Source organism: Photobacterium sp. GB-210, from assembly GCF_003026075.1.
Classification (GTDB): domain Bacteria; phylum Pseudomonadota; class Gammaproteobacteria; order Enterobacterales; family Vibrionaceae; genus Photobacterium.
Window position 1 is genome coordinate 12117 of the sequence record NZ_PYNU01000005.1, and the last position, 25466, is coordinate 37582.

General features: G+C 37.7%; 21 protein-coding genes and 1 pseudogene. 14 read left to right on the forward strand and 8 right to left on the reverse strand.

Annotated elements, in window-relative coordinates; all coding sequences use genetic code 11:
* The first annotated feature begins 97 nt into the window (after positions 1 to 97).
* Both ppsA and C9J38_RS09245 read left to right on the forward strand, forming a co-directional pair.
* Positions 98 to 2473: a phosphoenolpyruvate synthase gene (gene ppsA / locus C9J38_RS09240; RefSeq protein WP_107206821.1), complete on the forward strand. Its 2376-nt coding sequence runs from the start codon at positions 98 to 100 to the stop codon at positions 2471 to 2473.
* Positions 2474 to 2584: 111 nt separating this feature from the next.
* Positions 2585 to 2989 (forward strand): DUF2007 domain-containing protein, encoded by a 405-nt coding sequence (locus C9J38_RS09245; protein WP_107206822.1) that lies wholly within the window; start codon positions 2585 to 2587, stop codon positions 2987 to 2989.
* A 466-nt stretch (positions 2990 to 3455) separates the two neighbouring features.
* On the opposite strand, the gene C9J38_RS09250 is transcribed toward C9J38_RS09245, so the two are convergent.
* Positions 3456 to 4385, reverse strand: a complete 930-nt coding sequence (locus C9J38_RS09250; protein WP_107206823.1) for a VirK/YbjX family protein — start codon at positions 4383 to 4385, stop codon at positions 3456 to 3458.
* A 726-nt stretch (positions 4386 to 5111) separates the two neighbouring features.
* Here C9J38_RS09250 and C9J38_RS09255 point away from each other — a divergent pair.
* The gene (locus tag C9J38_RS09255; protein WP_107206824.1) at positions 5112 to 5609 is read left to right on the forward strand and encodes a DUF2867 domain-containing protein; all 498 of its coding nucleotides are present in this window, start codon (positions 5112 to 5114) and stop codon (positions 5607 to 5609) included.
* A 108-nt stretch (positions 5610 to 5717) separates the two neighbouring features.
* Entirely contained in the window at positions 5718 to 6068 is a 351-nt protein-coding gene (locus C9J38_RS09260; protein WP_107206825.1) for a GlpM family protein, read from the forward strand.
* 165 nt (positions 6069 to 6233) lie between these two features.
* Here C9J38_RS09260 and C9J38_RS09265 read toward each other — a convergent pair whose 3' ends face one another.
* Positions 6234 to 8333 (reverse strand): S9 family peptidase, encoded by a 2100-nt coding sequence (locus C9J38_RS09265; RefSeq protein ID WP_107206826.1) that lies wholly within the window; start codon positions 8331 to 8333, stop codon positions 6234 to 6236.
* Between the two features lie 532 nt (positions 8334 to 8865).
* Between C9J38_RS09265 and C9J38_RS09270 the strand changes: the two genes are divergently transcribed.
* The 4 genes from C9J38_RS09270 to C9J38_RS09285 all read left to right on the forward strand — a co-directional run bounded on the left by C9J38_RS09270 (position 8866) and on the right by C9J38_RS09285 (position 12445).
* Positions 8866 to 9192: a hypothetical protein gene (locus C9J38_RS09270; protein WP_233218489.1), complete on the forward strand. Its 327-nt coding sequence runs from the start codon at positions 8866 to 8868 to the stop codon at positions 9190 to 9192.
* Positions 9193 to 9421: 229 nt separating this feature from the next.
* Positions 9422 to 10432 carry an ABC-three component system protein gene (locus C9J38_RS09275; RefSeq protein WP_199195413.1) on the forward strand — a complete coding sequence of 337 codons (1011 nt, stop codon included), beginning with the start codon at positions 9422 to 9424 and terminating at the stop codon, positions 10430 to 10432.
* The gene (locus C9J38_RS09280) at positions 10422 to 10661 is read left to right on the forward strand and encodes an ABC-three component system middle component 8 (RefSeq protein ID WP_107206827.1); all 240 of its coding nucleotides are present in this window, start codon (positions 10422 to 10424) and stop codon (positions 10659 to 10661) included. Before C9J38_RS09275 ends, C9J38_RS09280 begins: the two co-directional genes overlap by 11 nt.
* Positions 10658 to 12445 carry a DUF2326 domain-containing protein gene (locus tag C9J38_RS09285; RefSeq protein ID WP_107206828.1) on the forward strand — a complete coding sequence of 596 codons (1788 nt, stop codon included), beginning with the start codon at positions 10658 to 10660 and terminating at the stop codon, positions 12443 to 12445. The genes C9J38_RS09280 and C9J38_RS09285 overlap by 4 nt, the downstream gene beginning before the upstream one ends.
* Before the next feature lie 303 nt (positions 12446 to 12748).
* On the opposite strand, the gene C9J38_RS09290 is transcribed toward C9J38_RS09285, so the two are convergent.
* The 5 genes from C9J38_RS09290 to C9J38_RS09305 form a co-directional block, all read right to left on the reverse strand.
* The gene (locus C9J38_RS09290; RefSeq protein ID WP_107206829.1) at positions 12749 to 13372 is read right to left on the reverse strand and encodes a TPM domain-containing protein; all 624 of its coding nucleotides are present in this window, start codon (positions 13370 to 13372) and stop codon (positions 12749 to 12751) included.
* A gap of 2 nt (positions 13373 to 13374) precedes the next feature.
* A complete protein-coding gene (locus tag C9J38_RS09295) occupies positions 13375 to 14133 on the reverse strand; it encodes a YgcG family protein (RefSeq protein ID WP_107206830.1) in 759 nt (252 codons plus the stop codon).
* A complete protein-coding gene (locus tag C9J38_RS09300; protein ID WP_107206831.1) occupies positions 14133 to 14732 on the reverse strand; it encodes a LemA family protein in 600 nt (199 codons plus the stop codon). The genes C9J38_RS09295 and C9J38_RS09300 overlap by 1 nt, the downstream gene beginning before the upstream one ends.
* Before the next feature lie 476 nt (positions 14733 to 15208).
* Positions 15209 to 15334 carry a hypothetical protein gene (locus tag C9J38_RS22120; RefSeq protein WP_255418314.1) on the reverse strand — a complete coding sequence of 42 codons (126 nt, stop codon included), beginning with the start codon at positions 15332 to 15334 and terminating at the stop codon, positions 15209 to 15211.
* 65 nt (positions 15335 to 15399) lie between these two features.
* Complete coding sequence (locus C9J38_RS09305) at positions 15400 to 15603, reverse strand: hypothetical protein (protein WP_107206832.1); 204 nt, start codon at positions 15601 to 15603, stop codon at positions 15400 to 15402.
* A gap of 516 nt (positions 15604 to 16119) precedes the next feature.
* Between C9J38_RS09305 and C9J38_RS09310 the strand changes: the two genes are divergently transcribed.
* From C9J38_RS09310 to C9J38_RS09320, 3 genes and pseudogenes are all read left to right on the forward strand, one after another.
* A complete protein-coding gene (locus tag C9J38_RS09310; RefSeq protein ID WP_107206833.1) occupies positions 16120 to 17346 on the forward strand; it encodes a hypothetical protein in 1227 nt (408 codons plus the stop codon).
* A complete protein-coding gene (locus C9J38_RS09315; protein ID WP_107206834.1) occupies positions 17330 to 18118 on the forward strand; it encodes a JmjC domain-containing protein in 789 nt (262 codons plus the stop codon). The genes C9J38_RS09310 and C9J38_RS09315 overlap by 17 nt, the downstream gene beginning before the upstream one ends.
* Positions 18119 to 18664: 546 nt before the next feature.
* Positions 18665 to 18787: pseudogene (locus C9J38_RS09320) on the forward strand (ISAs1 family transposase); the annotation flags it as partial.
* 776 nt (positions 18788 to 19563) lie between these two features.
* Here C9J38_RS09320 and C9J38_RS09325 read toward each other — a convergent pair.
* On the reverse strand, positions 19564 to 20142 hold the full coding sequence (locus C9J38_RS09325) for a hypothetical protein (RefSeq protein WP_107206835.1): 579 nt from the start codon (positions 20140 to 20142) through the stop codon (positions 19564 to 19566).
* 417 nt (positions 20143 to 20559) lie between these two features.
* Here C9J38_RS09325 and C9J38_RS09330 point away from each other — a divergent pair, with 417 nt between their 5' ends.
* From C9J38_RS09330 to cobA, 3 genes are all read left to right on the forward strand, one after another.
* A complete protein-coding gene (locus C9J38_RS09330; protein WP_107206836.1) occupies positions 20560 to 21597 on the forward strand; it encodes a potassium channel family protein in 1038 nt (345 codons plus the stop codon).
* Positions 21598 to 21844: 247 nt separating this feature from the next.
* Complete coding sequence (locus C9J38_RS09335) at positions 21845 to 24544, forward strand: nitrate reductase (protein ID WP_107206837.1); 2700 nt, start codon at positions 21845 to 21847, stop codon at positions 24542 to 24544.
* Between the two features lie 15 nt (positions 24545 to 24559).
* Complete coding sequence (gene cobA / locus C9J38_RS09340) at positions 24560 to 25447, forward strand: uroporphyrinogen-III C-methyltransferase (protein WP_107206838.1); 888 nt, start codon at positions 24560 to 24562, stop codon at positions 25445 to 25447.
* Positions 25448 to 25466: the final 19 nt, after the last annotated feature.

The window sequence follows — 25466 nt, forward strand, 5'->3', positions numbered from 1 at the left end:
GTAACTAATGCCACAACCTGACGAAAAAGTGGTTTTTTTTACGCAGCAACGCAAACGATTGCTTTTAATTGGTAGCTGAATTATTTCGGAGATACACATGCAAAAGTACACCCTTTGGTTCAACACTTTATCAATGAATGATGTGAACCAAGTTGGCGGAAAAAATGCCTCGCTTGGTGAAATGGTATCAAACCTTTCAAATGCGGGAGTGTCTGTTCCTAACGGATTCGCGACTACCTCTTACGCATTCCATGAGTTTTTAGAGTATGAAGGGCTAAATAATCGTATTTACGATTTGCTTGGCGCTCTTGATGTTAATGATGTTGAAGCACTTCAGCGCACTGGGGCGACAATCCGTAACTGGATTTTAGCTGCGCCATTTCCTGTTGAATTAGAACAGAGTATCCGTCGTGATTACCTTGAATTGATTGATGGTAACCAAGCACTTTCCGTTGCGGTTCGATCGTCTGCAACTGCTGAAGATTTACCTGATGCTTCCTTTGCGGGTCAACAAGAAACATTTCTTAATGTAAAAGGTGTTGATGCCGTTTTAGAGGCAACGAAACACGTTTATGCCTCGCTATTTAATGATCGCGCCATTTCTTATCGCGTTCACCAAGGTTTTGATCATAAGGGTATTGCACTGTCTGCAGGTATTCAGCGCATGGTGCGCTCTGATAAAGCAGCGTCAGGGGTGATGTTTACGCTTGATACTGAATCAGGCTTTGATCAAGTGGTGTTTATTACCTCTTCTTGGGGTTTAGGTGAAATGGTGGTTCAGGGGGCAGTTAACCCTGATGAATTTTATGTTCATAAACCAATGTTAGAAGCTGGGCATGCACCAATAGTAAGAAAGAACTTTGGTTCAAAACTCATCAAGATGATCTACTCTGATAATCAAGAAATTGGTAAACAAGTAGACATTGTTGATACCACAGATGAAGAACAATATCAGTTCTCGATTAATGATGAAGAGATTAAAGAGCTTGCTAAACAAGCAATGATCATTGAAAAGCACTATCAACGTCCAATGGACATTGAATGGGCGAAAGATGGTATTGATGGCAAGCTGTACATTGTTCAAGCACGTCCAGAAACAGTGTGTTCGCAAGGATCTCAAAACGTAATTGAACGCTATGAGCTGAACAATAAAGCAGATGTGTTATTAGAAGGTCGCGCGATTGGTCAACGTATTGGTAGCGGTAAAGTACGCCTGGTTGATTCGCTTGATCAAATGTCACTGGTACAAGAAGGTGATGTACTCGTAACAGATATGACAGATCCTGACTGGGAACCTGTGATGAAACGTGCTTCTGCGATTATTACTAACCGTGGCGGTCGTACTTGCCATGCTGCCATTATCGCTCGTGAATTAGGCATCCCTGCGATTGTGGGTTGTGGTAACGCTACAGAAGTATTAACAGATGGTGCTGTTATTACCGCTTCATGTGCCGAAGGTGAAACAGGTTATGTTTACCAAGGCGAATTGAACTATGAAGTTCGACGCTCTGAGGTAGATGAATTACCAATATTACCAACTAAAGTGATGATGAACGTCGGTAATCCAGAGCGTGCGTTTGATTTTGCACAATTACCGAATGAAGGCGTAGGTTTAGCGCGTTTAGAATTTATCATCAATAAAATGATTGGTATTCACCCGAAAGCATTATTGAACTTTGATGCACAAAGTGACGAGTTAAAAGCGCAAATTCGAGAGAAAATTAAGGGCTATAACGATCCTATTGATTTTTATGTTAGCAAGTTAACCGAAGGCATTTCTACCATTGCTGCAGCGTTCTGGCCTAAGCGTGTGATTGTTCGTATGTCTGATTTCAAATCGAATGAGTACAGTAACTTAATTGGTGGTAAAGAATTTGAACCCCATGAAGAAAACCCTATGTTGGGTTTCCGTGGTGCTTCTCGTTATATATCACCAGTATTTGAAGATTGCTTTGAACTTGAAACACAAGCGATGAAACGTGTTCGTAATGAAATGGGGTTAAAGAACGTTGAAATTATGATCCCGTTTGTACGTACGCCGAGTGAAGCTGCATCTGTGATTGAGTTACTGGCAAAAAATGATTTACGCCGAGGCGATCAAGGTTTGAAAGTGATCATGATGTGTGAACTGCCATCAAATGCCGTATTAGCGGATGATTTCTTAAAGTACTTTGACGGTTTCTCCATTGGTTCAAATGACATGACTCAGTTAACGCTAGGTTTGGATCGTGATTCTGGTGATGTTGCGCATCTCTTTGATGAGCGTAACCCTGCGGTTAAAGCTATGCTGAAAATGGCGATTGATGCAGCAACGAAAGCGGGCAAGTACGTCGGTATTTGTGGTCAAGGACCATCAGATCATGATGATTTAGCAAAATGGTTAATGGAGCAAGGTATTAGTTCTGTTTCACTAAACCCGGATACTGTGATCAATACTTGGTTAAAGCTAGGTGATGTAAATAAAAATCATTAGCAGACAGGTTAGGTTTAGTTGCTAAAGGTAAAATTAAGCTCTGATTAATGATCAGAGCTTTTTTATAGCAGATTGAAAATTAAGTGTCGTACACCTAGGTTAGGAGGACATATGGTTGTTGTAGAGCGATTTTCTTTTGCACATGAAGCGCATATAGCGAAAGCCAATCTAGAAAGTGCCGGTATTCACTGTTGCCTTGCTGACGAATTTACGGTCAATACGCAATGGCTTTATTCTAATGCAATGGGGGGAGTGCGTTTGTTGGTAGAAGAAAAAGATATAGAGTCAGCGAGAGTGCTACTTGAAAGTGATTTTTCTGATGCGTTAGAAGAACAAATACCACCTTATGATAACGAGCATGAACATTGTGCTTATTGCGGTAGTCATGATGTAGTGACTTATACGAAAGGTAAGCGCCCAGCATTTTTAATGTTTATTGTGCTAGGTTTCCCTTTGTTTACATATCAACATGGTTATAAATGTAACCAGTGTGGTAAATTTAGTGAGGAGTTGTAAAATTTTAAAGTATTAGCTTAATGCTATTACTTATCCGCACGCTGTTACAAAAGAATGTTTAACGGGATACGATAACGGAACGTTAATCTAGATACTTCAGTTTACTAAATGTTTATTTGATTACATAACGACTTTTCTATGTCTGTCATTTATCACCCTTTTTTCTAGTACGTAACCTTGAACTTATAAAAATGATCACGTTTTTTTAAAGTAGTTGATTATTCAATTAAATAGCGCGTTATATCTGTTTGAAGAGGATTGTAGTTTGATATATGATTTCCTCATTATTTATCTAGCTAAATTTCCTGAATTGATAATTAATAATTGATGGTTCGCACACCCATCGACATAAAGACCGCTCCTTGTGAGCGGTTTTTCTGTTTATGGTCATTTAACGCTAATTTTTTTAATTAAATAAGATTAGAAACATGAGTAATAAAGACGACTATCATTCATATTTACTTTATTAATTTACCGATTTAAGTGCTAACGGTAATGTTTGTTTTAATTCATCCAGCCACTGATAACGGTTTTTATACAGCTTGCGTTTATTACGATTGAGTGTGCTCAAGTCTTTTCGCTCTGGTAATAAAGGTAATTTATAGGTTACGTTACTTTCTTTAACACCCTGATATTCTTGCCAGATCTGGTCATAGTCACAGCTAACCGCATGACGTTTTGAACCGATATAACGGAGTGCTTGATAAATGTGACCTTTATTACTGACAGCGGTAATGTTTTTTAATTGATAAGCATCAGCAAAAATGAGAGCTAATTCCACCATTAATGCCTTAGGACGTAAGCCATATAGTCCTTTTGTTAACTCTTTGATGAGTTCTTGACGGTTCTCAATATCACTGTCTGGGCCTTGTAAAGCACCAATATGTAAATGGCTTTGCTCTTGATTAACGGTAAAGCTAATACAATATAATTGCTTGTTGTTACTATCTGTGAGCGTGAGACCCAGTGATCCTTCTCTTGAGTAACCAGCATCAAGATAGATATTGTAAACGTTGTCATTTTTATCTGTTATTTGAGATAACTTAAGGCCTTCATGCTGGTATATATTTAAAAGTTTTGAAGAAAAGTTGTTCAGCATAAATTGAAGATGTTTTTTCAACATCTGCATTCTTTGTTTTTTATCCCATGCCACACAGCCATATGGCTTAAGTGGTTTTTCAATAAATGACGGATATACCGTGATTAATTGTTGAAGTAATGGGTTATCGAAGTAGCCCATGACTTCATCAGTAACTTTGGGTGAGAAAACGCACCAGCAATAGAGACGAAATTTTTTTCTTATTTTATCCATTCCTTTGATGTTTGGATAAAGCATGTTGGATAAAAATGATCCACGCTTAAATACCGTGTTTGATGTGATGGCTAAATGAGACATTTTGATAAACCTTGTAGATATTTATATTTTTAATTATGGATATTTTTCTATTAATAAGACTTAAATATAAATTACAAATTAAACAGTGTTTGTTTAATAAAGGCTGAACGGAATGTTAATATTTGAAATCTAGTATTTTCATTGTTAATCATATTCAACATTATTGAGGTTTTATTCATTTATAAAAACAATAGCGTTGTTTTTATAGCTTTTTATGAAAAAAGTGTTTCTACCTGTAACAGGTGGCGGGTGTTATAAAGTAGATTAATGTTTATTCACTACCAATGAAAAGTTAATTAATGGCTGTTTTTTAGTTAAAGTTTGTCTGTTATTTAACGCGTATATTAATATGTTTGCAAAGTTCAGCCACCTGAAACTTAATTGTTTGAATTCGAAATGAGTGATGAAGAGAGAGCTATACATTCATCCTGCTTGTAATATATGTGTAGGTAAATCATGACAGCACGAAAGTGTGGTGCAGTTAATACTTCATTAAAAGGTGCAGCAATCCAATATGACTTAAGAGTATTCCCATGCTGCCAAGAAAAAACAGTTTATTTAAGTGTTAGGACGGGATAAAAGGACCAAGGTGAACAAGTGTAATTACGATGATGTAGGCTAATTGTGAATATCATTTAGGAATGTGCGCTCGCACTACTAATCTAAAGTATCCGGAAATGGAATACATTGCTAATGTAGAGATACATTCATTAGGGAGAGCTTACAATGATCAAAGAAATCACTTTTCCGAGTTCAACAGGGATCTTAGGCAATGAAAAAGGACGATATTATCGTGATTCCTTTTCGGTCAATATTAGCCAACAGCACTTAAATGCCATTGATGTGTATTATGCTATTTTTGCCCATTTACCAAAGCCTGTGATTATTGCAATGAAAATAAGAAATAAGATCATGGGTTGGCTGGGGTTTTCAGCGGGCGCAACGGAAATGTCGTTACCGAAAGAACAAATAGCCACAGGTAAGCAAGCTGGTTTTCTTGTATTTGAGTCGGTATCGGAAGCGGAGGTAGTTGCAGCAGCTTATGATAAAAATATGGATATGTGGTTATCCGTGTTGAAGCTCTCTGAAAAAGAATATGCGGTTTCAACATTGGTGAATTTAAAAACACGATCTGGATGTTTATACATGGCGTTCATTAAACCTTTTCATAAGTTTGTGGCTAAGTTCTGTATTGCTCAAGCATTGCGTGCAAAGCGTATTTAAACAGTTAATAAGGTGTAACATTTTTCTATTAACTCTTGTTTAGAATTTTAAGGTAAATTGCTGCTATCTAATAAGTGATCACTGCGATCTGATAAAGGAAGATCATCGATGGTAGCGCTATTTTTCAAGTGTTTGTTAGGGGCTTTTGCCGTTTTGCTCATTGCGTTACTTTCTAAAAGTAAGAGCTTTTATATCTCTGGTTTAGTGCCTTTATTTCCCACCTTTGCTTTAATTGCCCACTATATTATTGGCACAGAGCGCACCATGGCAGATTTGCGTGTTACTGCATTATTTGGACTGTATTCACTAATCCCTTATGCGGCATATCTCATTGCTGTTTATTACTTTAGTTATAAATATGAATTAGTTTGGACACTATCATTGGCTGCATTAGTTTGGGCTTTCTTTGCTTGTTTGTTACTGATGGGGTGGACGAAGTTTAGCCCTGCATTGAGTTAGGTGAGAGGTCGTGAGTAGGGTGAGATAGGGAATCGTGACATGAACACTCAATCTAAAGCTTATTTACATTAATGCAAAGAATATGGCGTGTTCGGTGATTATTTCACTCGCGAACACGCCATAATATTCATGCGATGATACCTATTTGCTTAGATTAGTGACTTTTCATTTAGTCATTTTTTCGTTTAAAAGGTCGATGAAGAAAGCATATTCCAATGCATCTTCGTGGAGTGCTTTAAAACGACCTGATGCACCGCCGTGACCAGCTTCCATATCGGTTTTAAACAGTAAACGATTGTTGTCTGTCTTCATCTCACGCAGTTTTGCTACCCATTTCATTGGCTCAAAATATTGCACTTGTGAATCATGTAGCCCTGTTGTCACAAGCATGTTTGGGTAGTCGTGCTGACCCACATTATCGTATGGCGAGTAACTTAACATGTACTCGTAATACTCTTTCTGATTAGGGTTACCCCATTCGTCATATTCGTTTGTCGTTAATGGAATAGACTCATCCAGCATGGTCGTTACCACATCAACAAATGGCACTTGCGCTGCAATACCGCAATATAATTCAGGCGCTTGGTTAGCAATAGCGCCCATTAACAAACCGCCTGCAGAGCCACCCACAGCAAAGATTTTATCTTTCGCACCGTAACCTTGTTTGATAAGTGCTTTTGTTACATCAATAAAATCATTGAAGGTGTTTTGCTTGGTGAGTTTCTTTCCATCTTCATACCAAGGGCGACCTAGCATTTCAGAGCCGCGAATATGCGCGATAGCATAGACAAAACCACGATCAAGCAAGCTTAAACGTGATGATGAAAAACTAGGATCAATGGTTGAACCATAAGAACCGTAACCATATTGGTAAAGCGGATTGGTGCCATCTTTTTTAAATAAATCTTTACGGTAAACCAAAGAAACAGGTACCTGTTTACCGTCACGAGCGTTGATCATTAATCGCTCTGATTGATAGTTGCTTGCTTCAAAATCGCCTAGTACTTCAGCCTGTTTTAAAAGGTCGAACTCACTGTTATCAAGGTTGATATCAAAGTGAGATGCTGGCGTTGTCATACTTGAATAGTAAAGGCGGAGCTTATTGGTATTAAGTTCTTTATTGCCATAGAAGAAAGCGGTGAATGCTTCATCATTAAAGTGTAATTCACGCTCTTCATTGGTATCTAATTGACGAACTGTCACATGGGTTAAACCATTTGAACGTTGCTGATATACAAGGTAGTTATCAAATAGCTCATAATCTTCCAGCATTACACCTTCAGCTGGCGCTATTACATCTTGCCACTTTGACTTATCACCAAGTTGATCGGTTGAAACCTTCATTAAGCGGAAGTTAACAGCCTTATAATTGGTCAACACGTAAAATTGCTGCCCAAGTTTCGAAATACTGTACTCTAAGCCTTCTTCACGCGCTAAGAATGGTTTTGCCGTAGCGTTTGGATCGTTAGCATCGATAATAGAAACAGCACTGGTTTCAGTGCTTGAATGCCAAATATACACCAATTCGTTATCTTTACTTTTACCTATCGAGGTATAAAACGTTTGATCTTTTTCTTCAAAAATCAACACGTCTTCAGTCTGGTTTGTACCTAATTGGTGACGGAATACTTGATACCCCAATAAGGTTTGCGGATCTTTCTTGATGTAATAAAACGCTTTGTTATCGTTCTGCCACGCAATAGATCCACTGGCGCCTGTGATTTCATCAGCAAGGTATTCACCCGTAGTCAGGTTTTTTACTTTGATGGTGTAAATACGACGGCTAACAGTATCTTCACCATAAGCCAGTAAATTTTCATCTTGGCTTACACTTAGGCTTGATACATTGTAATACTCGTGATTTTTAGCCAGTTCGTTAATATCAAGCAATACGGTTTTATTCGTTCCTGCAAAATCGTCTGCTCGAACTGAAACAGGATATTCATTATCACCCGTTACTTCGCTGGAATAGAAGTAATTACCTTGTTTTACGGGGACTGAATTATCATCTTTTACAATACGGCCTTTAATTTCTTCAAATAGCTGCTGTTGTAATGCTTCTGTATGCGCCATTACAGCATCGGTGTAAGCATTTTCAGCGTTAAGATGCGCAATGATCTCAGGATCACAGCGTTTATCATCACGCATCCAATAGTAATTATCAGTACGTGTATCATTATGGATGGTCATTTCATGTGGTACTTTCTTTGCGACTGGCGCTTTAAATGAAGACGCATGAACCACGTTTGTTGTTTTTGTATTCACAATAATGTCCTTCCAAGTATCTTCTTTTCATTGAGCATAAAAGAAAATTTAAAATAGGATACAACGATTACCATAAGGTGTTGTATTTTTGTTATTTTTTAAGACAGATTTAGGCATGAATAAACGCGATAAGAATGCATTTATAGTTTTATTATGCTCTGCTTACATCCTATATCTTGGGGTATTTCTCTATTTTTCAATCCTTAGAATTAAAATCGAAGAATTAAGATAAAAAGTAATATCGTAGCTGCTATTTTTTCTTATATGAAACAGAGAGAATTGTAATTGAAGGTTTTAATTATATAGAAAAAAGCTAACGCATTGTTTTTATAGTAAATTTACAAGATAAACCATGTATTTTTTGATCATATAGTCAGTTGTGGTTCATAAAAACGAAATAACGTGATTTCACTCACAAAATATTCTTAACAAACCAAGTGGTGAAGTTAGGTTAGGTGACGTTTACGATGAACAGTTAACGACGACAGTTACGATTACAGATGCAGATAATAAGATGCCCATCTTGATGATCATGACGGACACAGATCAGATAACAACGGATGTGAAGCAAGAGCTGAGTCAAATGGTAAAAGAAGCCAATGAAACGCTACCTGCACATGAAAAAATGCGATTAGAAACCGCCTATTTTGATACGAATGTGAACATTGAGCTTTCTACAGAAGTGGAGTATCACTCTCAGTATCAGAAAGATATGCAGTTAACGATTGATGAAACCGAGTTACCACACCATGCCAGCGAGCAGTATCACTTTGCTGAAGCCGTCGATATGTTAAATACTTACGCAAGCAAAATGGATACGATTTACCATCAGAACGATTCTTTTATTCATAAAATCTAGGACTGTAAGGCGACTAAGGAGAGAGCGTAAAGGTAGAGAGCGAATAGGATAGCTTTAGCAAACTCATTTCTGCCCCAAAGTGAGCTAGGTATAGGGAGAGCAATCCTTGGTGTGCTGTTTTATAATACTAGAGTTCATGGATAGGTAAAAAACAAGACTAACACTACATACTCTGCTAGTTCACGCTATCGCAACTAATTGATTGATAAGGAGGTACTAATAGAGGAAAATGCATCTGGTTGAATTGTGTGTTGGTGCTATGAAATATAATTACTCTGAAATCTCCTCTAAGCAGTTTGAGTCGCTTGTGGTTCAGTTATGCTACAAGTTACTAGGCTATGGTACAAAAACTTTTGCGGAAGGTGCTGATGGTGGTAGGGATGCTCGCTTTGATGGTGAAGCTACTGATATCCCAAGTTATCGTGATCCATGGAAAGGTTTGACTATTATTCAAGCAAAGCATACTGCGGAATACAATAAAAAATTCTCAGATAATGACTTCTTTGGGGCTAAAAGCTCTATAGTTAACGAAGAGGTCGAGAAGATGAAAAGATTGATTGCAGAGGATGGCATGAAAAACTATATGCTATTTGCTAACAGGAAGTTACCTGCAAATGCTCATGAAGAAATCTTGGCTTACATGGCAGAGCAAACTGGGATGGAAAAAAGAAATATTGTCCTAATTGGTATTGAGGATATAGAAAATTACTTGAAGGCATTTCCTGATATCCCTGAAAAAGTGGACTTAAATGCCTTTGATATGCCTCTTAATATAGAGCCTGATGAACTTGCTGATGTTATTCTTCAAATTAAAAATGAGATTAGCAATATTAATGAGTTAGCCAGAGAAAAGCCAAGCAAGTTAAATGGTGAGATAAAAAGAGTTTCACTAAAAAAGAAGAATAAAATTAACAATCTAAATTCAAGCTATTCAGACATCATTGAAGGAAAAATGATTGCTTTTAATGAGATAACTGATTTCTTGGCTAGACCTGAAAATTCAGAATATCAAGAAAAATACTTGGAATGTAAAGCTGAACTGGATGAGAAAATTCGAGCGATTAAAAAGCCCATGCACGAGTTTAATTACATCATTGAAAAGGTTTATGACCTGATTATAGCTCGCGATCAAGACTGTAAAACAAATAAAAGGCTAACGAAGCTGATGCTCCATTATATGTATTATATATGTGATATCGGTGACACTAAAAAAGAAGAGGCTAGTGAATATGCTGCTTAAGCCTAATAAAAATTCGCATCCTGATTTGACTGTTTTAGCGGTGTCTTCGTTCCTATTGAAGCGGATTAAATTAAAAAAAGTTGAACCTTATAGCGATTTGTATGAAGCACTTAAAAAGAACAATAAAAAGGCTATATCACTTTTAGATTTGTCTTTGGAGTTTTTGTTCATTCTAGGTTTGGTTGAATATCATGAAAAGAATGATTTAATTGAGTATATAGGCCAATGAAATTATCAAAGATTTACTCAAATAAAAATGAATTATTTAATTCAGTAGAGTTTAATGAAGGACTTAATGTAATATTTGCTGAGATTAGGCTTCCTGAAAATCAAGATAAAGATACTCACAATCTTGGTAAAAGTAAGCTAATGGAGCTTATTGATTATTGTTTGCTAAAAGAGAGGAAACAATCATTTTTCCTATTTAAGTACTTCGATAAGTTTAAAGATTTTGTATTCTTTTTAGAATTAAAGTTGAACTCTGGTAAGTACTTGACAGTAAGGCGCTCTGTGTCTGCTAATTCAAAGATTTCGATAAAAAGGCATTCGGTGAAATATCAAGATTTCACTTTTTCTGGAGAAAGTGACTGGGATTACTTTGATATTCCTATTGATACAGCCAAGTTGATATTGGATGCTGATTTTAACCTTAAAAGTATATCTCCTTGGGACTATCGAACAGCACTTAATTATGCTCTGAGAAATCAGGACGACTTTTCGGATATTTTTAAATTGAGTAATTTCCTTGGTCGTCATTTATACTGGAAGCCTTATATTGGTAAAATTCTTGGTTTTAATTCTGATAACCTGAAACGGAATTATGAATTAGCCTATGATATTGAGAAGTCCAAAGAATTGCTTTTTGAATTGCGTGCAGATATTGGTGAAATTCTAGGAGATGAAGAGGAAGTTCTTACTGGTTTACTAGATATAAAAAATAAAGAAGCTGAGTCTTTACAAGAGCAGTTAGATACTTTTAATTTTGACAAAGCAGACGCTGATAATATACATAGATTAGTTGCTGAGATTGATGAAGATGTAGCTGAACTTAACAAAGTAAAATACTATTTATCAGCAAATATAAAAAAACTTAACAATACGTTAGAAGATGTAAAAGTAAATTTTAAGATATCTCCGACCCAAAAGCTATTTGAAGAGGCAGGTATTCTTTTTGATGGGCAAATAAAGAAATCCTATGAAGAGCTATTAGAATTTAATCGAAAAATTACAACTGAACGTAAGAAATACGTAAAAGCCAAGGTTAAAGAGCTGGAAGAGGAACTATACAAAGTTTCTACCGCACTAGAAGAAATGAATGAATCTCGGTCAAAGAGGTTAGTTTACCTGAATAAAATAGGTGCTTTTGACAAATACAAAGAAGTTACAGCTATGCTCCTTTCGCTAAAAACTGAGATTAACGATATCAACCGAAAACTTTCCTTGAGTGAGAAAATCAGCTCTACTAAGGAAAAAATAGCGACAGACGAGAGTGAACAGCTAATAGTTAAAGGGCTGATTCGGGATAATCGCGAAGAAGTGACTAAGGCCGAAACCGGAATTTATAAATCAATTAAGACTACATTTTCCTCTTTTGTTAGTATTGTTTTGGACAAAAATGGCTTTATTAGCACCAAGCAAAACAAGGAAGGTAACTTAGAATTCTATGCTGGTATTATAGGTGATATTGGAGAGCAAACTGGCGAAAGTGACGGCCACACATATAGGAAGATTCTCTGTATGGGTTATGACTTGGCTGTTAACTTTTCATATAGCCATTTAGATTTTGTACGATTTATATATCACGATGGTGGATTAGAGACCCTTGATGAGCGTAAGAAGAGAGCCTTCTTAAATTTTGTCAGAACCAATTTAGAGCAATTTGGAACACAATATATATTGACTGTTATTAATTCAGATATGCCTCAAGGTGTTAAGTTTACAGATGAAGAAGTTGTACTAACTCTACATGATGATGGTCCAAGTGGGCGTTTGTTCAAGATGTCGTCATGGTGATATACATACGAGGATTATAAGGTAAATTTGTACTTACAATTGATTGAGCATACAACAAACTTTGTGCAGATTTGCTAACGCAATTAGGGCATAGGTTATTTGGTAACAACGCTTGAAAGCAGGAATTTCCGGGCTGCTATTAACCTCTCAAACTGTTAGTCCAATTTTCAGAAAAATGACTAAGAATTTATAGGGCAAGTCCTGCCTTTTGCCAACTAGGTTTTGACTTACTTTTTTACATTAAAACTAGCTAAAGAAAAAGGCGCTCAATGAGCGCCTTTATTGTTATATATCGAGTGTAAATCAGGCTTCGTCAATGACCACTAAACAGTTAGGTAATTCGTTTTTAGCCTCTGTTAATGGATAAGCATTAGCCAGTAACTTGCTTGATTGCTCTAAGCACTGCAGAAAGCCTTCATAGGTTTTTCCTGCGCGAACATTGGTTGTGAAATCAGCAACAATAGAGCGCCATGCTTCATCACTGATTTGTTCACTAATACCGAAGTCCGTTAAGATTTCAACGTAATGTTCGGCTTCACACACAAAAATCATCACGCCTAAATGCTGTTTGGTTCGATGAATGCCATTGGCGAGAAATTGCTCTCTGGCCACTAGGCTAGCACGACGATGTTTCACTGCTTTTGGCACCAGACGATATTTAATCGCAGGGATCCTAAATAACAAGGTAAACGCGATAAAGCCGACTAACTGACATAATAGAACGTCGTTTAACTCTAACCAAAAAGGTAAGAAATTGAGTAGGGCGGGAATAAATAACGCAATAATTGCAGCCCATAATGTCGGTACAAAATAATAGTCGTCGGCTTTAGTCGCCACAACAGTCATTAATTCAGCATCGGTTGTTTTTTCAATTTCACCAATTGCTTGGCTGATTGTTTCTAGTTGTTCATTAGTAAATAACTTCATATTTACCATCCTCCTGATGCGCCGCCGCCACCAAAGCCACCACCGCCGCCACTAAAACCGCCGCCACTACTTCCTCCGCCAAAGCCGCCACCATTACCGCCAGAGCGAGGGGAATTCCCTGAACCAAAACCACCACTGGTGAATACATCACCATTACGACGATAATATTGTGAACGATGACTTCTACGTCGGCTAAAGGCGATAATTTGAATCACGATGACAAAGAGTATGAATAGGTAAAGATCATAAGACGGTTTTTCTTCTTGAACCACAGGCTTATATTCACCTTTAATTGCCCCAAGGATCGCTAATACGCCATTTTCAATCCCTTTGGCAAATTGGCCTGATTTAAACTCAGGTTTTATTTCGTGGTTGATGATACTAATGGCTGTCGCATCTGGCAGTGCGCCTTCTAAACCATAACCGACTTCAATCCGGATTTTCTTGTCGTTATAGGCAACAATTAATAGCACACCGTTGTCGTGCTCTTTATTGCCAATACCCCATTGACGACCGAGTTGGTACCCGTAATCGGCAATAGGGATCCCATCTGTTGATGGAATGGTAACAACAACGACTTGGTTTGAAGATTGTTTCTCTTCATTCGCAAGCAGTTGCTCTAGTTGTTTGATTTGCGAAGCATTAAGGATATGCGCATCATCCACCACACGTCCCGTCAGTTTTGGGAAGGTGGGTTGTGCAAAGCAAACTTGGCTAACTAGCAACAAGAGTCCGGTAAAATACAGGACTTTTTTTATCATTAGAATGCTACCTTAGGTGCAACATCAGCATTGGGTGTCGTTGCTGAGAAGTTTGGTTTAACCGTTAAATCGCTATACATGATCCAATGCCAGAAACGACCTGGGAAAGTACGAATTTCTGTATTAAAGGCTTTAACGCTATTAATGTAATCACGACGAGCAACGGCAATACGGTTTTCTGTGCCTTCAAGTTGCGCTTGCAGTGTAATAAATTGCTCATTAGCTTTTAAATCAGGATAACGCTCAGACACAACCATTAAACGAGATAGCGCACTACTTAATTGTCCTTGGGCTGCTTCAAACTTTTTAAATGCTTCAGGGTTATCTATTGTTTCAGGAGTAACCTGCATTGAAGAGACTTTTGCTCGCGCTTCTGTAACAGCAGTTAATGTGTCTTTTTCATGGCTAGCATAGCCTTTCACCGTTGCGACAAGGTTCGGGATCAAATCAGCGCGACGTTGGTAATTATTTTCAACTTGTGCCCAGTCTGCATTTACTTGTTCATCGAGCATGGGAATTGTATTAATACCGCAGCCGGTCAGTTGGAGCAGTAAAGCCAAGCTAAATACCCATTTCAGTATTTTTGGAAAATTAAACATTCGTATCCCTTCTGTTATGTATGATTATATTTACGTTGTTTATTGATAATTGAACAATGCAAAATAATGGAGTTTATACATGTTAAGTATAAATAAAATTAAATAATTATCATCAATATGTCATTGTTATTTTTAGTATAAAAAATCAATAAGACGCAATTATTATGGCAAAAATAAAGAGTGTATTAGGTGGTTAGCACATCTAAATGTGTAATAACTATTTTGCTTGTTACTCGCTGGCTTTTTGGTGGCTGTAAGTAAAGAAGGTGTGTTTCTTTGGTAGTCTCGGTTTCTTGCGAATTGAAGTTAAAGAGGAGAGATACAGCAACATTCGTCATGCTGAAGATGTCTTTCGACATTATGAATTAGTAATTCACAATGAATTACTAATTCATCTAACTCGGAATTGCCCCAAAACGTAGAGTAGATGCTCCTCACCAAACGACGATGTTCATATTGACCAACATTTTCTAATGTTAGAAGCTCATGAGTAGCCAGCTTAGTTGAAGATCAATATTGATAGTAATAGCAAGGTTATCTACAAAATCACATACCCAAACGGCAAGATCTATATCGGGAAGAATCTGACAAACAGTATCCATTTATCCTTGGTGCCGGTTTATTGAGTACGTCTTTGAACGTGGCTTTTACACTGGCGAATTATCTACTAATCATCTTTAGTGATATCTAAGCCCAGCAGCCCGAAATAAATGGTACCTCGTAAGCTTTGATAGAGGGTGTCATTATCACTGCTCAGTGCCACTGCCTCTTGAATCACTAAACATCGATCATCATCGATTGAATGCTGACTATCGTTGAGATAGACAATATGCTCTTTACGGATTGTTCTTTTAACTTCAAATGCGGTCAATGCTCTTCATAACTTGAAGTAACTTTTCTCGTCGGTAATCAATTAACATTGTTCTTCGTATGTTAAGTACTATTGTATGTTTTTCATTCGAAATAATTATAACCTTAACCATGCTGTTCAATAATTAACCACCCCATAATGAACTTTGCAAGAGCAGAACACTCACGAATAATATAACGTAATGATATTTAGTGCTTTCTGAACACAAAGTAAGCTAATTTCATGACGTGAATCACACCGCGTTATTAAAGTCGCTGCAATTGTTGTTATAGTCTTGAAGTTACATTTGTTGCCTATAGTTTCTCTAAGATTTAATTTATTTACAGTAAATTAAATTTCAATTACATTTTTTAACAATACTGAAGATTGAATATGCAAAACAAATCAAACCAAATGAACAAAAATTATGAATAATGATGACCCGAAGGAATTCATAGGTGCTGCCTTTATTTGTAAATCAGGCATTAGAGCTAAGGCTTGCGCTGAGCACATAAACTTGAAAACAGGAACTCACGAATGTTCTTTTATAAAATGAAGAAAAATGTGTATGCCTTTTTTTTGAGTAATATGATGCTTAGGATATCAGTCGATGCGATAATATTCTCATTTCTGTGGTTTTACTTATCTGATGATACTATATTAAGTGGTATTACATACATGGCATTTAGGACTTTTGAGATATATTTAATGCCATTTAGTTCATATTTACCCGATAAATTTGGAAGAAAAACGGTATATAACTATTGTTACATTTCCGCTTTTATTTGTTGCTTACTTGCGTTAACTGCCTTGATTGTTCTTGAATCAACTTTGCAAATGATTGTATCAGTAGTTACATGTTTATTGTTAGGTGGTGTAGTGAGTATACTCCCAACAAACACAACATCTTTACTGCATGACAGGTATGGTAGTAGGTCTAAAGTTGCATTCAGGGTTGGATCTATTTTTGCGTCTTATAAAATATTTCTATCTCCGATAATAGGAATGCTAACTACTATATCTTTTGGTAGCTTAAATACGGTCATAATAAGTACTGTTCTTCTAAGTATTGCTTTTTTTATAAAAGAGTATGCATTAATAAATATACCTAATGTAAAATCACTTGACAGGGTAAAGTTTAGCGATACTTTTACGAGTTTGTTCAACTCATTATCAATAAAATACGAAAAGGTCTTTATTCCCACCTTAGCTGTGATTAATTTACTTATGACTCCATTTTTCATGGTTTCATTACCACACAATGCTGCAAATGGAATTTATCCAATTCCTGAGTTTGTTGTTTTGTTAGATATGCTTTTCGGATTAGGGATATTCATTGCTATCAAATTTATTTCAAACAAAATTCCTGATAAGCAAGCAATTCTTATTGGGTTATTTTTATTAGCTCTTATGCTGTCGTTTGGTTCTGGAGATAACGTTTATATGGCACCTGCAATGTTGTTTTTAGGGGGGCTTGGGCTACCATTAATTGTTATAAACATAACTACTATTCGTGTAAATAACATACCGAAAGACAAAAAGTCCATGTATCTATCATCATTGACTTTTTGGAGCCTATTTTTAAATCCAATTTCAATTCTAATTATATCTTATATGTATAAGTACGATTTAACTAATAACGTTCAAAACGTTTATTTCTGTATTTCATTTTCGATTCTTGCTTATTTTTTTTACAATGCTTTTACATTTTCCACTGATGTTATAAATCAAGTTAAAGGCCAAGAGAATGAAAAAAATAATTGATATCCTTTTAAACAGAAATACTGATAGTCACGGCCTACCATCTAACCCTTGTATAATAAAAGGTGGTGGTAGTGAGTTTAAAAATATAATATCTGTAAATGATATAGATGACTTTATTTCAGTTGATGGAGCAAGGCTACCGTATATAGCAATATCTAACACAAAGAAAAAATATAGTCAGCTGACTGATGTGCCTTTTCAACAAAGAGAACTTGGATATTTTGACTCCTCTATTATTTTACAGGAGTTTTTAAATGGTAGCTCTATAATCATGAAGTACATTGACCGTAGGTTTCCAGCTGTTGCGGCACTTAAAAACAAAGTTATCGAGGAATTGTTTCCTTACACCGTCCAAGCCAATGCGTATTTAGCACCGAGTGACACCCAAGGTGTTCAAATACATGCAGACCCACATGCAACCCTTTTAATACAGTGTTCGGGAAAGAAGAGATGGCTTGTTTGGGGGAGGGCTTTTGACGACACTCAAGAGTCTCTATTAGAATCTTTAGATTTAGACAAGAGAGTTAATGAGATAGCTAAAGGTCAACCTATTATTGATGAATTTGTTCATGAAGGTGATATTCTTTATATTCCTAAAGGTTATGTCCATACCCCATTTACTTCTGATACACACTCATTGCACTTAACTCTAGGTATTCAGACCAACTCCGAGAGTTCTTTGGCTTATACAGGAAAAGGTATACCAAATGGCAATAATGTTAGCTATTCGTGCAAAGACTATATGCTCGCGCCATATTTTTTGCCTGAATGATTCACAAGCTAACAAGATACATTTAAATTATGTTGCGCCTTGTTCATAAACTTGGCTTTAATATCACGGAATAATATTCCTTCTAGCGTCACCTATAGACATTTTTAAAAAGCCAATCAAGACAGGAGTGGTAACTCTAATGCTGTTCACTTAAGGTGAGCGGCATTGTTTTTGCTAGAGTAGCGGCTTGGTTTCTTCTTCGCTACTATTTCTCGTCTATGTGTGGCGAACCGAGAACATTGAAGTAATCGCCATACAACCAAATCAGTTCACTTGCTTAAGAGTCGAATAAAACAATAACTAAAAAGTGAGGATAATAATATTGAATACTATAGATACGCGCAGAGAACCAGAACCTAACAAAACTTGTGAAAATAAAGGCAAGAAGGAATATAGCTCCGACAGTTTATTACTATCTTGCTTATAATTAATGGATTTTGGACTTTAACAATTGAAGAGTTTACACTTCAAATTAAAACGCTACTTTACTCCGTAAATATCGGTTTGGGTATGATACTTGTTGGGCTGTTGCTTTCTCGCTTGGTGTCATTTAATCGTGCTGCTTTGAACACGATAAAGCTAGATGAGAGTGACAAAGATAGCTTAGCTGCCAAACGTAGAAAATCAGGTTGGTCTGGCGAATATCGCTCAAAAATGATCTTTGGTTGATATTTAGCCAAAGTTGAATCCCGCCCTGTGGTAGGTATAACTACATGGACAAAGCGTTTAGCACGCTGTTTTTTACCGCGGGTATTGGGGCACTTCAGTTTCCAAAGCTACTGATGAAATCGCTACGATCTCACTTCTTTCTTACCTAATACTAGCTTTTAGTTTGGCTAAGAGTCGACATATTGAAAGACTGGAACGCTATAAAGGACGTATATATATGTCTTTATTGTATGGTTAAAAACTCCTGTGTTTCTGACTATCGCAGTGTTTTTAGTGTTAATTGCTACAGGCATGTTAACCCCAAACACGCTTGATGGTTTTTCATTAAAAGATCTGTTGGGCTTTTAGCACACACATAACAAGTAAGGATTAAGTGTTGCGTAGCCAACGTTAAATCCCAAGTGTTGAACAAGCCCGAGCCTCTGTATAAGTAAATTGTGCGATATGCTCTAGAGGGGTGGCAGCCTTGATGCTTTTCTCAAGGCGAGTTCGGTGTTCGTAAGGCAGAGGGGGCGCTACATCATCTGGTGTGTCATGCATGCCATTTTTGCTATTTGCCATACCTATAGTTATTCATGACATTGCTAATGTAAGTTTTCGCGAAACTCATTTCTGTCCACAAACGAGCTAGCTTTCATAGCTAGCTCATTGTGATCACCGAACGACTCTGTCGCATCTTAACTACCCAACAGAAACGTAGCGATAAAACCCATTGTTATGATTAATAGTTAAGGCATCAAGCAACCCAATCGGGGGAACAATTGGGTTGCTTGATATTAGGCGTTTAACACCTTCTGATTGCTTGAATGCCAATCAAAATAGGAGTTGTTACAACCATAGTTTCTTGCTGAGCCTTTTACAATTTTGATCGTATTATCTGATGACTCTGAAAACGTAAATGGCTTGGTTGATTCACTATACCAATGTTTATCACCTTGTTGAAAAGTCAGGCGAAAGTTCACAATTTGTAATGCATCGTTAATTTGATAAAAGCCCTGATCTTCGGTGGTGACTGAGGTCTGTATTTTTCTTGCTTTATCGTTATAAACAAAATCTGTGGTATGAATCTCGTAATGGTTACCTGTTCGCATAATGTTGAGTTTTCCATTTATTGCGATTTCAGCAGTATTGATATCAATCGGGCAATGAAAGTTTTTTCTTGTTGGTGTTTTATTAATACACTTTTTTGCCTGCTCTAGAATGGTTTGGTTTATATCAAGTTCTAACTTTGATTGCAGTGTTTTTTCTTGCTTAGAAAAATGCGCAATATTAGCCGTCGGTTGTTCGGATTTATTGTAATAAAAGCAACAAATCGTAATTAGTGCTACTGCGCCTATAAGTCCATATTTCTTCATAATTATGTAATTGACTGTTGTTTTATTGCAGACGATAAACGAGGTGTCGAGGGCTGTAAATAGACTTGAACAAGGGCAAAGCGAGTATCACAAAGAAATGACAAACGTGAATCGAATATGAAGACGAAGATAGTCATTGTTAAGTTTTTGGCGAGGGGAAGAGAAACTAAGGCGGCGTAATTAACACGGAGATTAATATCCTTATACTGATAAAAAAACAATATACAGTAACTGATAATAGAATTAGCGTTCTGTGAATAACTTGTGGTATTCAATGTTTTAATAATAGTGGTTTTTTGGTTATTTATTTCTTATGGTATGTGAGTGTTTTACAAATTAAGTACGGCTTTTAAATAATTACCTTTAACAAGCTACGCTTAAATCTGAGGGTTATATTTATTTGAGTGTGGGGTGAATATGGGGCTGTGGTTATACCTACAACGGATCACGGTAAAATATTTCTCTCAACTAACTGGGCGAAATATTGCAGTTATCACGGGTTTATACATCGCAATAAGTTGGTTACTACTGTTTCTTGTGGGTGAAAAACAATTAAGTCGTTCTTTCTCCACTTTCTTTTATTACTTAGTCGTAACGGCTTCTACTGTGGGCTACGGCGATCATTCTCCTGAAACCGCACTCGGTAAATGGGTGGCTGCGCTATTTATTATTCCGGGTGGTTTAGGGCTATTTGCGATTGTTGTTGGTCGGGTAGCAACCTTGTTCGTGAGTGTTTGGCGACGTGGCATGTTAGGAAAAAGGAGTCTTGAAATGGAGCAGCATATTTTACTGTTGGGGTGGAATGAAAATCGAACGCTTAGCATGTTACGAATGTTACTACATGAAGAAGCAGGGCGTCGGACGATTGTGTTATGTACGCGTTCTGAAATCGAAAACCCTATGCCTGATAAGATAGAATTTGTCCGTGTCACTAGCTATACCAATGCCGAGGAAATGGCGCGTGCCAGTATAGATAAAGCCAGTTGTATTATTGTTGATGCGCTACATGATGACGTAACCTTAACTGCAGCATTATTTGCGGCAGGTCGTAATCCAAGTGCACATTTACTGGCTTATTTTGATGACGAGGGGCTGAGCGATTTATTAAAGCTTCATTGTCCTAATGCGGAATGTATTCCTTCGGTTGCGATTGAAATGATTGCTAAATCAGCGGTTGATCCGGGGTCGAGTGTGCTTCATCAAGAGCTATTAAGTACGGATAAAGGGATGACTCAATATGCGATTGATTACCCTTCAACACAACAACCAGCGACCTTTGCGTTATTGTTTGAGCATTTTAAATATCAGCACGATGCTATCCTTATTGCCTATGACGATGGTAAGGGGATTCAAGTCAATCCACCATTAAACCAATCTATTACTCCTGCTACTCGTCTATTTTATATTGCGGATGAACGTGTTGATGATATGACGTGGCCAGAGCCAGCATCTTGATGACTCATTGTTGTGCAACGACGCATTATGTTGGTGCTGTGGGTGATTACGGTAGAAATTAAAAAGTAAAGGGGTGGCAATTAACTCACTGTTATCTAATAGTAATTTCTTGTTTTTTTAGGTTGGCATACTCACTGCATTAATCTTATTGCACATTCACTATTTCGTTAAGCATTGGCGCTTATCTCTTCTCGGGATAAGCGTTTTTTTTATTTCAGTGGCAGTGCGATATTGTTAAGGGGAAGGGATGATTAGCCAAGGAATTAAATCAGCATGTCCATATTGCGGTGTTGGCTGTGGCGTTGTAACAAAGCAGTCTGAGATTATTGGTGATGTATCTCACCCAACAAATCGTGGTGCACTTTGTGTAAAAGGTTCGTCACTCGTAGCCAGTATGAGCCAACCTAATCGCTTGTTATATCCTCAAATTAAAGGAAAGGTTGTCGAGTGGGATCAGGCAACCAGTCAAATAGCTGAAACCATTAGCCGTGTGATAGCAGAATCCGGTCCTGAAGCCATTGGTATGTACTTATCTGGTCAGTTATTGACGGAAGATTATTATGTTGCCAACAAATTAATGAAAGGCTTTATTGGTAGTAGCCATGTCGATACAAACTCTCGGTTATGTATGGCTTCTGCTGTTGCTGCACATAACCGAGCATTCGGTGAAGATATTGTTGCTACCAATTATAGCGATTTAGACAACACCGACTTAATTGTGCTGGTGGGTTCTAATTTAGCGTGGACTCACCCCATTGTTTTTAAACGTATCCAACAAGCAAAAAAACAAAATCCATTATTAAAAATAGTGGTGATAGATCCACGTAAAACGGTAACAGCAGAGCAGGCGGATTTACATTTAGCGTTGGCCAATGATACTGATATTGATATTTACAATGGATTAATTCGTTACCTTATAGAAAACAACGCTATTGATCGTGATTTTATTGCTCAGGTAACTGAAGGTTTTGATGCATTACAGCAAGAGGTAATGAAAGATAAATATTCATTGCTTGAAGTAAGTAAAAGTAGTGGCATTGCGATTGAGCAACTAGCAACATTTTACCAATGGATGAAGGAAGCGCCGCGTGCTGTGACGGTATTTTGCCAAGGGGTGAATCAAGCAAGTTGTGGCACAGATAAAGCCAATAGTATTATTAATAGTCATTTAGTTAGTGGAAAAATGGCCAAACAAGGTTGTGGTCCTTTTTCTATAACAGGCCAGCCTAATGCGATGGGAGGAAGAGAAGTTGGCGGGCTTGCTAATCAACTCGCCGTTCATCGTGGCTTTGATGAGACTTCAATTTCGCAAGTTAAAGCGTTTTGGCAAGCGCCTAATATCGCAACAACGGCAGGGCATAAAGCGGTCGATTTATTTAAAAGCGTAGAAAACGGTGATATCCGCGTGTTGTGGATCATGGCAACTAACCCCGTGATATCAATGCCAGATAACGAGCAAGTACGCCGAGCATTAGAAAAGTGTGAATATGTGATTGTCTCTGATATTACACCTGAATCAGATACAGCAGCGTATGCAGATTGCTTATTACCAGCAGCGGCATGGGGTGAAAAATCAGGCATGGTAACAAACTCAGAGCGTATGATGAGTCGACAGCGGGCATTTACCGCAATGCCAGGTGAGGTTAAAGCCGATTGGCAAATGATTTGTGATGTGGCGAAGCAGTTAGGTTTTAGTAAAGCGTTTGATTATCAATCAGAAGCCGATATTTTTCGTGAACATGCCGCTTTGAGTGGTATTAACAATAGCACTGACTTGTTATTTGATATTTCATGTTTAGCATTGCTTAGCGATGATGATTATCAAACGTGGCAGCCGCAGCAATGGCCTCTCAATGCGACCAGTAATGGCGTATTTGAACAACACAATGACCTTCCTTTATTTTCGACTCCAACCAGAAAAGCCCAATTAGTCGTCACGCCTTCAGCAAGTGAAAACCCGTCGTCAAATGTGATGTTAGCGCAAGATGCCTCTCAATCGATCTTCTGGCTTAACACTGGTCGACAACGTGATCAATGGCATACCATGACACGAACTGGGCATGTTCCAGTATTGGCACAGTCTGAAGTCGAGCCGAGTCTTTATATTCATCCAACCAGTGCTAAACATGTTGGGTTAGTGGATGGTGACTTCGTTTGTATTGAATCGCTTGAGAGCTATCAAGATTTTAATAAACACCTTGCTCGGGTTGTTTTTGATTCGACACTTAGCCAGCAGCAAGTGTTTATGTCTATGCACTGGGCTGGGAAATACGGTGCAAAATCGGCTATCAATCAAAGTGTGATTGTGGCTTGTGATCCTATATCCGGTCAGCCTAGTTTTAAGTCCGCACAAGTAAAACTAACACCGATCTCAATGGAATTTCATGGCGTGTCATTAGGGGATATTCCGGCACAATTGGACTATGAATATGCCAGTTTCCAAACGTATCAGAATGAACATTATCAGCAGAAAGGGATCTGGCGATATGCAGGTAAGACTTGCTTAGACAAAACGGCGCTATTGCGATCTTTAGCTGGCTCGAAACAACAGTATTTATTAGTAGAACAAAAGTGGGGATTTGCCTTAGTGCAGTTAGCCAAGGTAATTAACCTTGATGTTAAATTGAATACGACGGCGATCCATCTTTTTAGTGATCAGCCAATTAATGTTGATATGACGACACTGATTAACTGTGTTAATCAACCCTTTGTGATGACGGATGTGCTAGAAGCCTTAGGTTGTCAGCATAGTAAGCAAACGCTTGTCTGTAGTTGTTTCCAAATTACGGATCTGATGATTGAACAAGCCATTGTTACCAATAACATCACATCATTATCCGATCTTACTAAGCAATTAAAATGCGGTACTAATTGTGGTACTTGCCTACCTCAAGTTGAACGACATTTTTCAGAAAGTCAGCAACTTATTCCAACTGTTCAATTATAAATGAAGGATGAAATCATGGATGATTTTTCAACAATCAAACGTACCGCTAAACAAGTATTAAAAAGCCGATTCCAGCCTCATGACGATCAGGGGTACAAAAAGGTACTGAGGCCACTTTCATCTGCAAGTCGTAAGCATGATAGCGGGTTTGTAAGTTTAGTGGGAGCTGGCCCGAGCGACCCTGATTTATTAACGATAAAAGCATTGCGCGCACTTGAGCATGCCGATGTTGTCGTTTATGACCGTTTAGTCAGCCAAGATATTATTGCGTTAGCCAACCCTGAAGCTATCCACATTTATGTGGGTAAGCGTTGTGGTAAACCGAGTTTATCGCAAGAGGAAATTAATCAGATCTTGATATCAGAAGCACTTAAAGGACAGTACGTGGTGAGAATTAAAGGAGGTGATCCTTTGATTTTCGGACGAGGAGGAGAGGAAGCCTTAGCCTTGGTGGATGCAAATATTAATTATGAGTTCATTCCAGGTATTACTGCAGCGATTGGTTGCGCGGCTTCTGCGGGTATTCCTCTTACTCACCGTGAAGTTTCGCGTTCCGTTACCTTAGTCACAGGACATGTAGCAACAGGGGCTTTTAATGCGTGGTCGCAACTTGTCGCGAATGGGCAAACCTTAGTGTTTTATATGGGGCTAGAGAAGGCACAACAGATACAAAACCAATTGATTGAGGCCAAATTAAATGAAGAGACACCTGTTGCCGTGATCTGTCATGGCTGCTCTGTTAATCAAGCTGTCTATATTGAACAACTGAAAGGACTCGCGGCTTTAGCAGAGGATCTTAAAGGCGAATCCCCCGCCTTGATCATCATCGGTGATGTGGTAGCACTACGTGAGCAATTACAGCGCACAGCAAGGCAATTAACTGAGCAAGTGTGTTTGCTTTAAGGGGCTGATTTTAATAAAT

Bases quoted from the DNA above. Each gene is read 5' to 3' on its own strand.
- ppsA (WP_107206821.1), top strand. From the start codon at position 98: ATGCAAAAGTACACCCTTTGGTTCAACACTTTATCAATGAATGATGTG.
- C9J38_RS09245 (WP_107206822.1), top strand. From the start codon at position 2,585: ATGGTTGTTGTAGAGCGATTTTCTTTTGCACATGAAGCGCATATAGCG.
- C9J38_RS09250 (WP_107206823.1), bottom strand. From the start codon at position 4,385: ATGTCTCATTTAGCCATCACATCAAACACGGTATTTAAGCGTGGATCA.
- C9J38_RS09255 (WP_107206824.1), top strand. From the start codon at position 5,112: ATGATCAAAGAAATCACTTTTCCGAGTTCAACAGGGATCTTAGGCAAT.
- C9J38_RS09260 (WP_107206825.1), top strand. From the start codon at position 5,718: ATGGTAGCGCTATTTTTCAAGTGTTTGTTAGGGGCTTTTGCCGTTTTG.
- C9J38_RS09270 (WP_233218489.1), top strand. From the start codon at position 8,866: ATGACGGACACAGATCAGATAACAACGGATGTGAAGCAAGAGCTGAGT.
- C9J38_RS09275 (WP_199195413.1), top strand. From the start codon at position 9,422: ATGCATCTGGTTGAATTGTGTGTTGGTGCTATGAAATATAATTACTCT.
- C9J38_RS09280 (WP_107206827.1), top strand. From the start codon at position 10,422: ATGCTGCTTAAGCCTAATAAAAATTCGCATCCTGATTTGACTGTTTTA.
- C9J38_RS09285 (WP_107206828.1), top strand. From the start codon at position 10,658: ATGAAATTATCAAAGATTTACTCAAATAAAAATGAATTATTTAATTCA.
- C9J38_RS09290 (WP_107206829.1), bottom strand. From the start codon at position 13,372: ATGAAGTTATTTACTAATGAACAACTAGAAACAATCAGCCAAGCAATT.
- C9J38_RS09295 (WP_107206830.1), bottom strand. From the start codon at position 14,133: ATGATAAAAAAAGTCCTGTATTTTACCGGACTCTTGTTGCTAGTTAGC.
- C9J38_RS09300 (WP_107206831.1), bottom strand. From the start codon at position 14,732: ATGTTTAATTTTCCAAAAATACTGAAATGGGTATTTAGCTTGGCTTTA.
- C9J38_RS22120 (WP_255418314.1), bottom strand. From the start codon at position 15,334: ATGGATACTGTTTGTCAGATTCTTCCCGATATAGATCTTGCCGTTTGG.
- C9J38_RS09310 (WP_107206833.1), top strand. From the start codon at position 16,120: ATGTTCTTTTATAAAATGAAGAAAAATGTGTATGCCTTTTTTTTGAGT.
- C9J38_RS09315 (WP_107206834.1), top strand. From the start codon at position 17,330: ATGAAAAAAATAATTGATATCCTTTTAAACAGAAATACTGATAGTCAC.
- C9J38_RS09325 (WP_107206835.1), bottom strand. From the start codon at position 20,142: ATGAAGAAATATGGACTTATAGGCGCAGTAGCACTAATTACGATTTGT.
- C9J38_RS09330 (WP_107206836.1), top strand. From the start codon at position 20,560: ATGGGGCTGTGGTTATACCTACAACGGATCACGGTAAAATATTTCTCT.
- C9J38_RS09335 (WP_107206837.1), top strand. From the start codon at position 21,845: ATGATTAGCCAAGGAATTAAATCAGCATGTCCATATTGCGGTGTTGGC.
- cobA (WP_107206838.1), top strand. From the start codon at position 24,560: ATGGATGATTTTTCAACAATCAAACGTACCGCTAAACAAGTATTAAAA.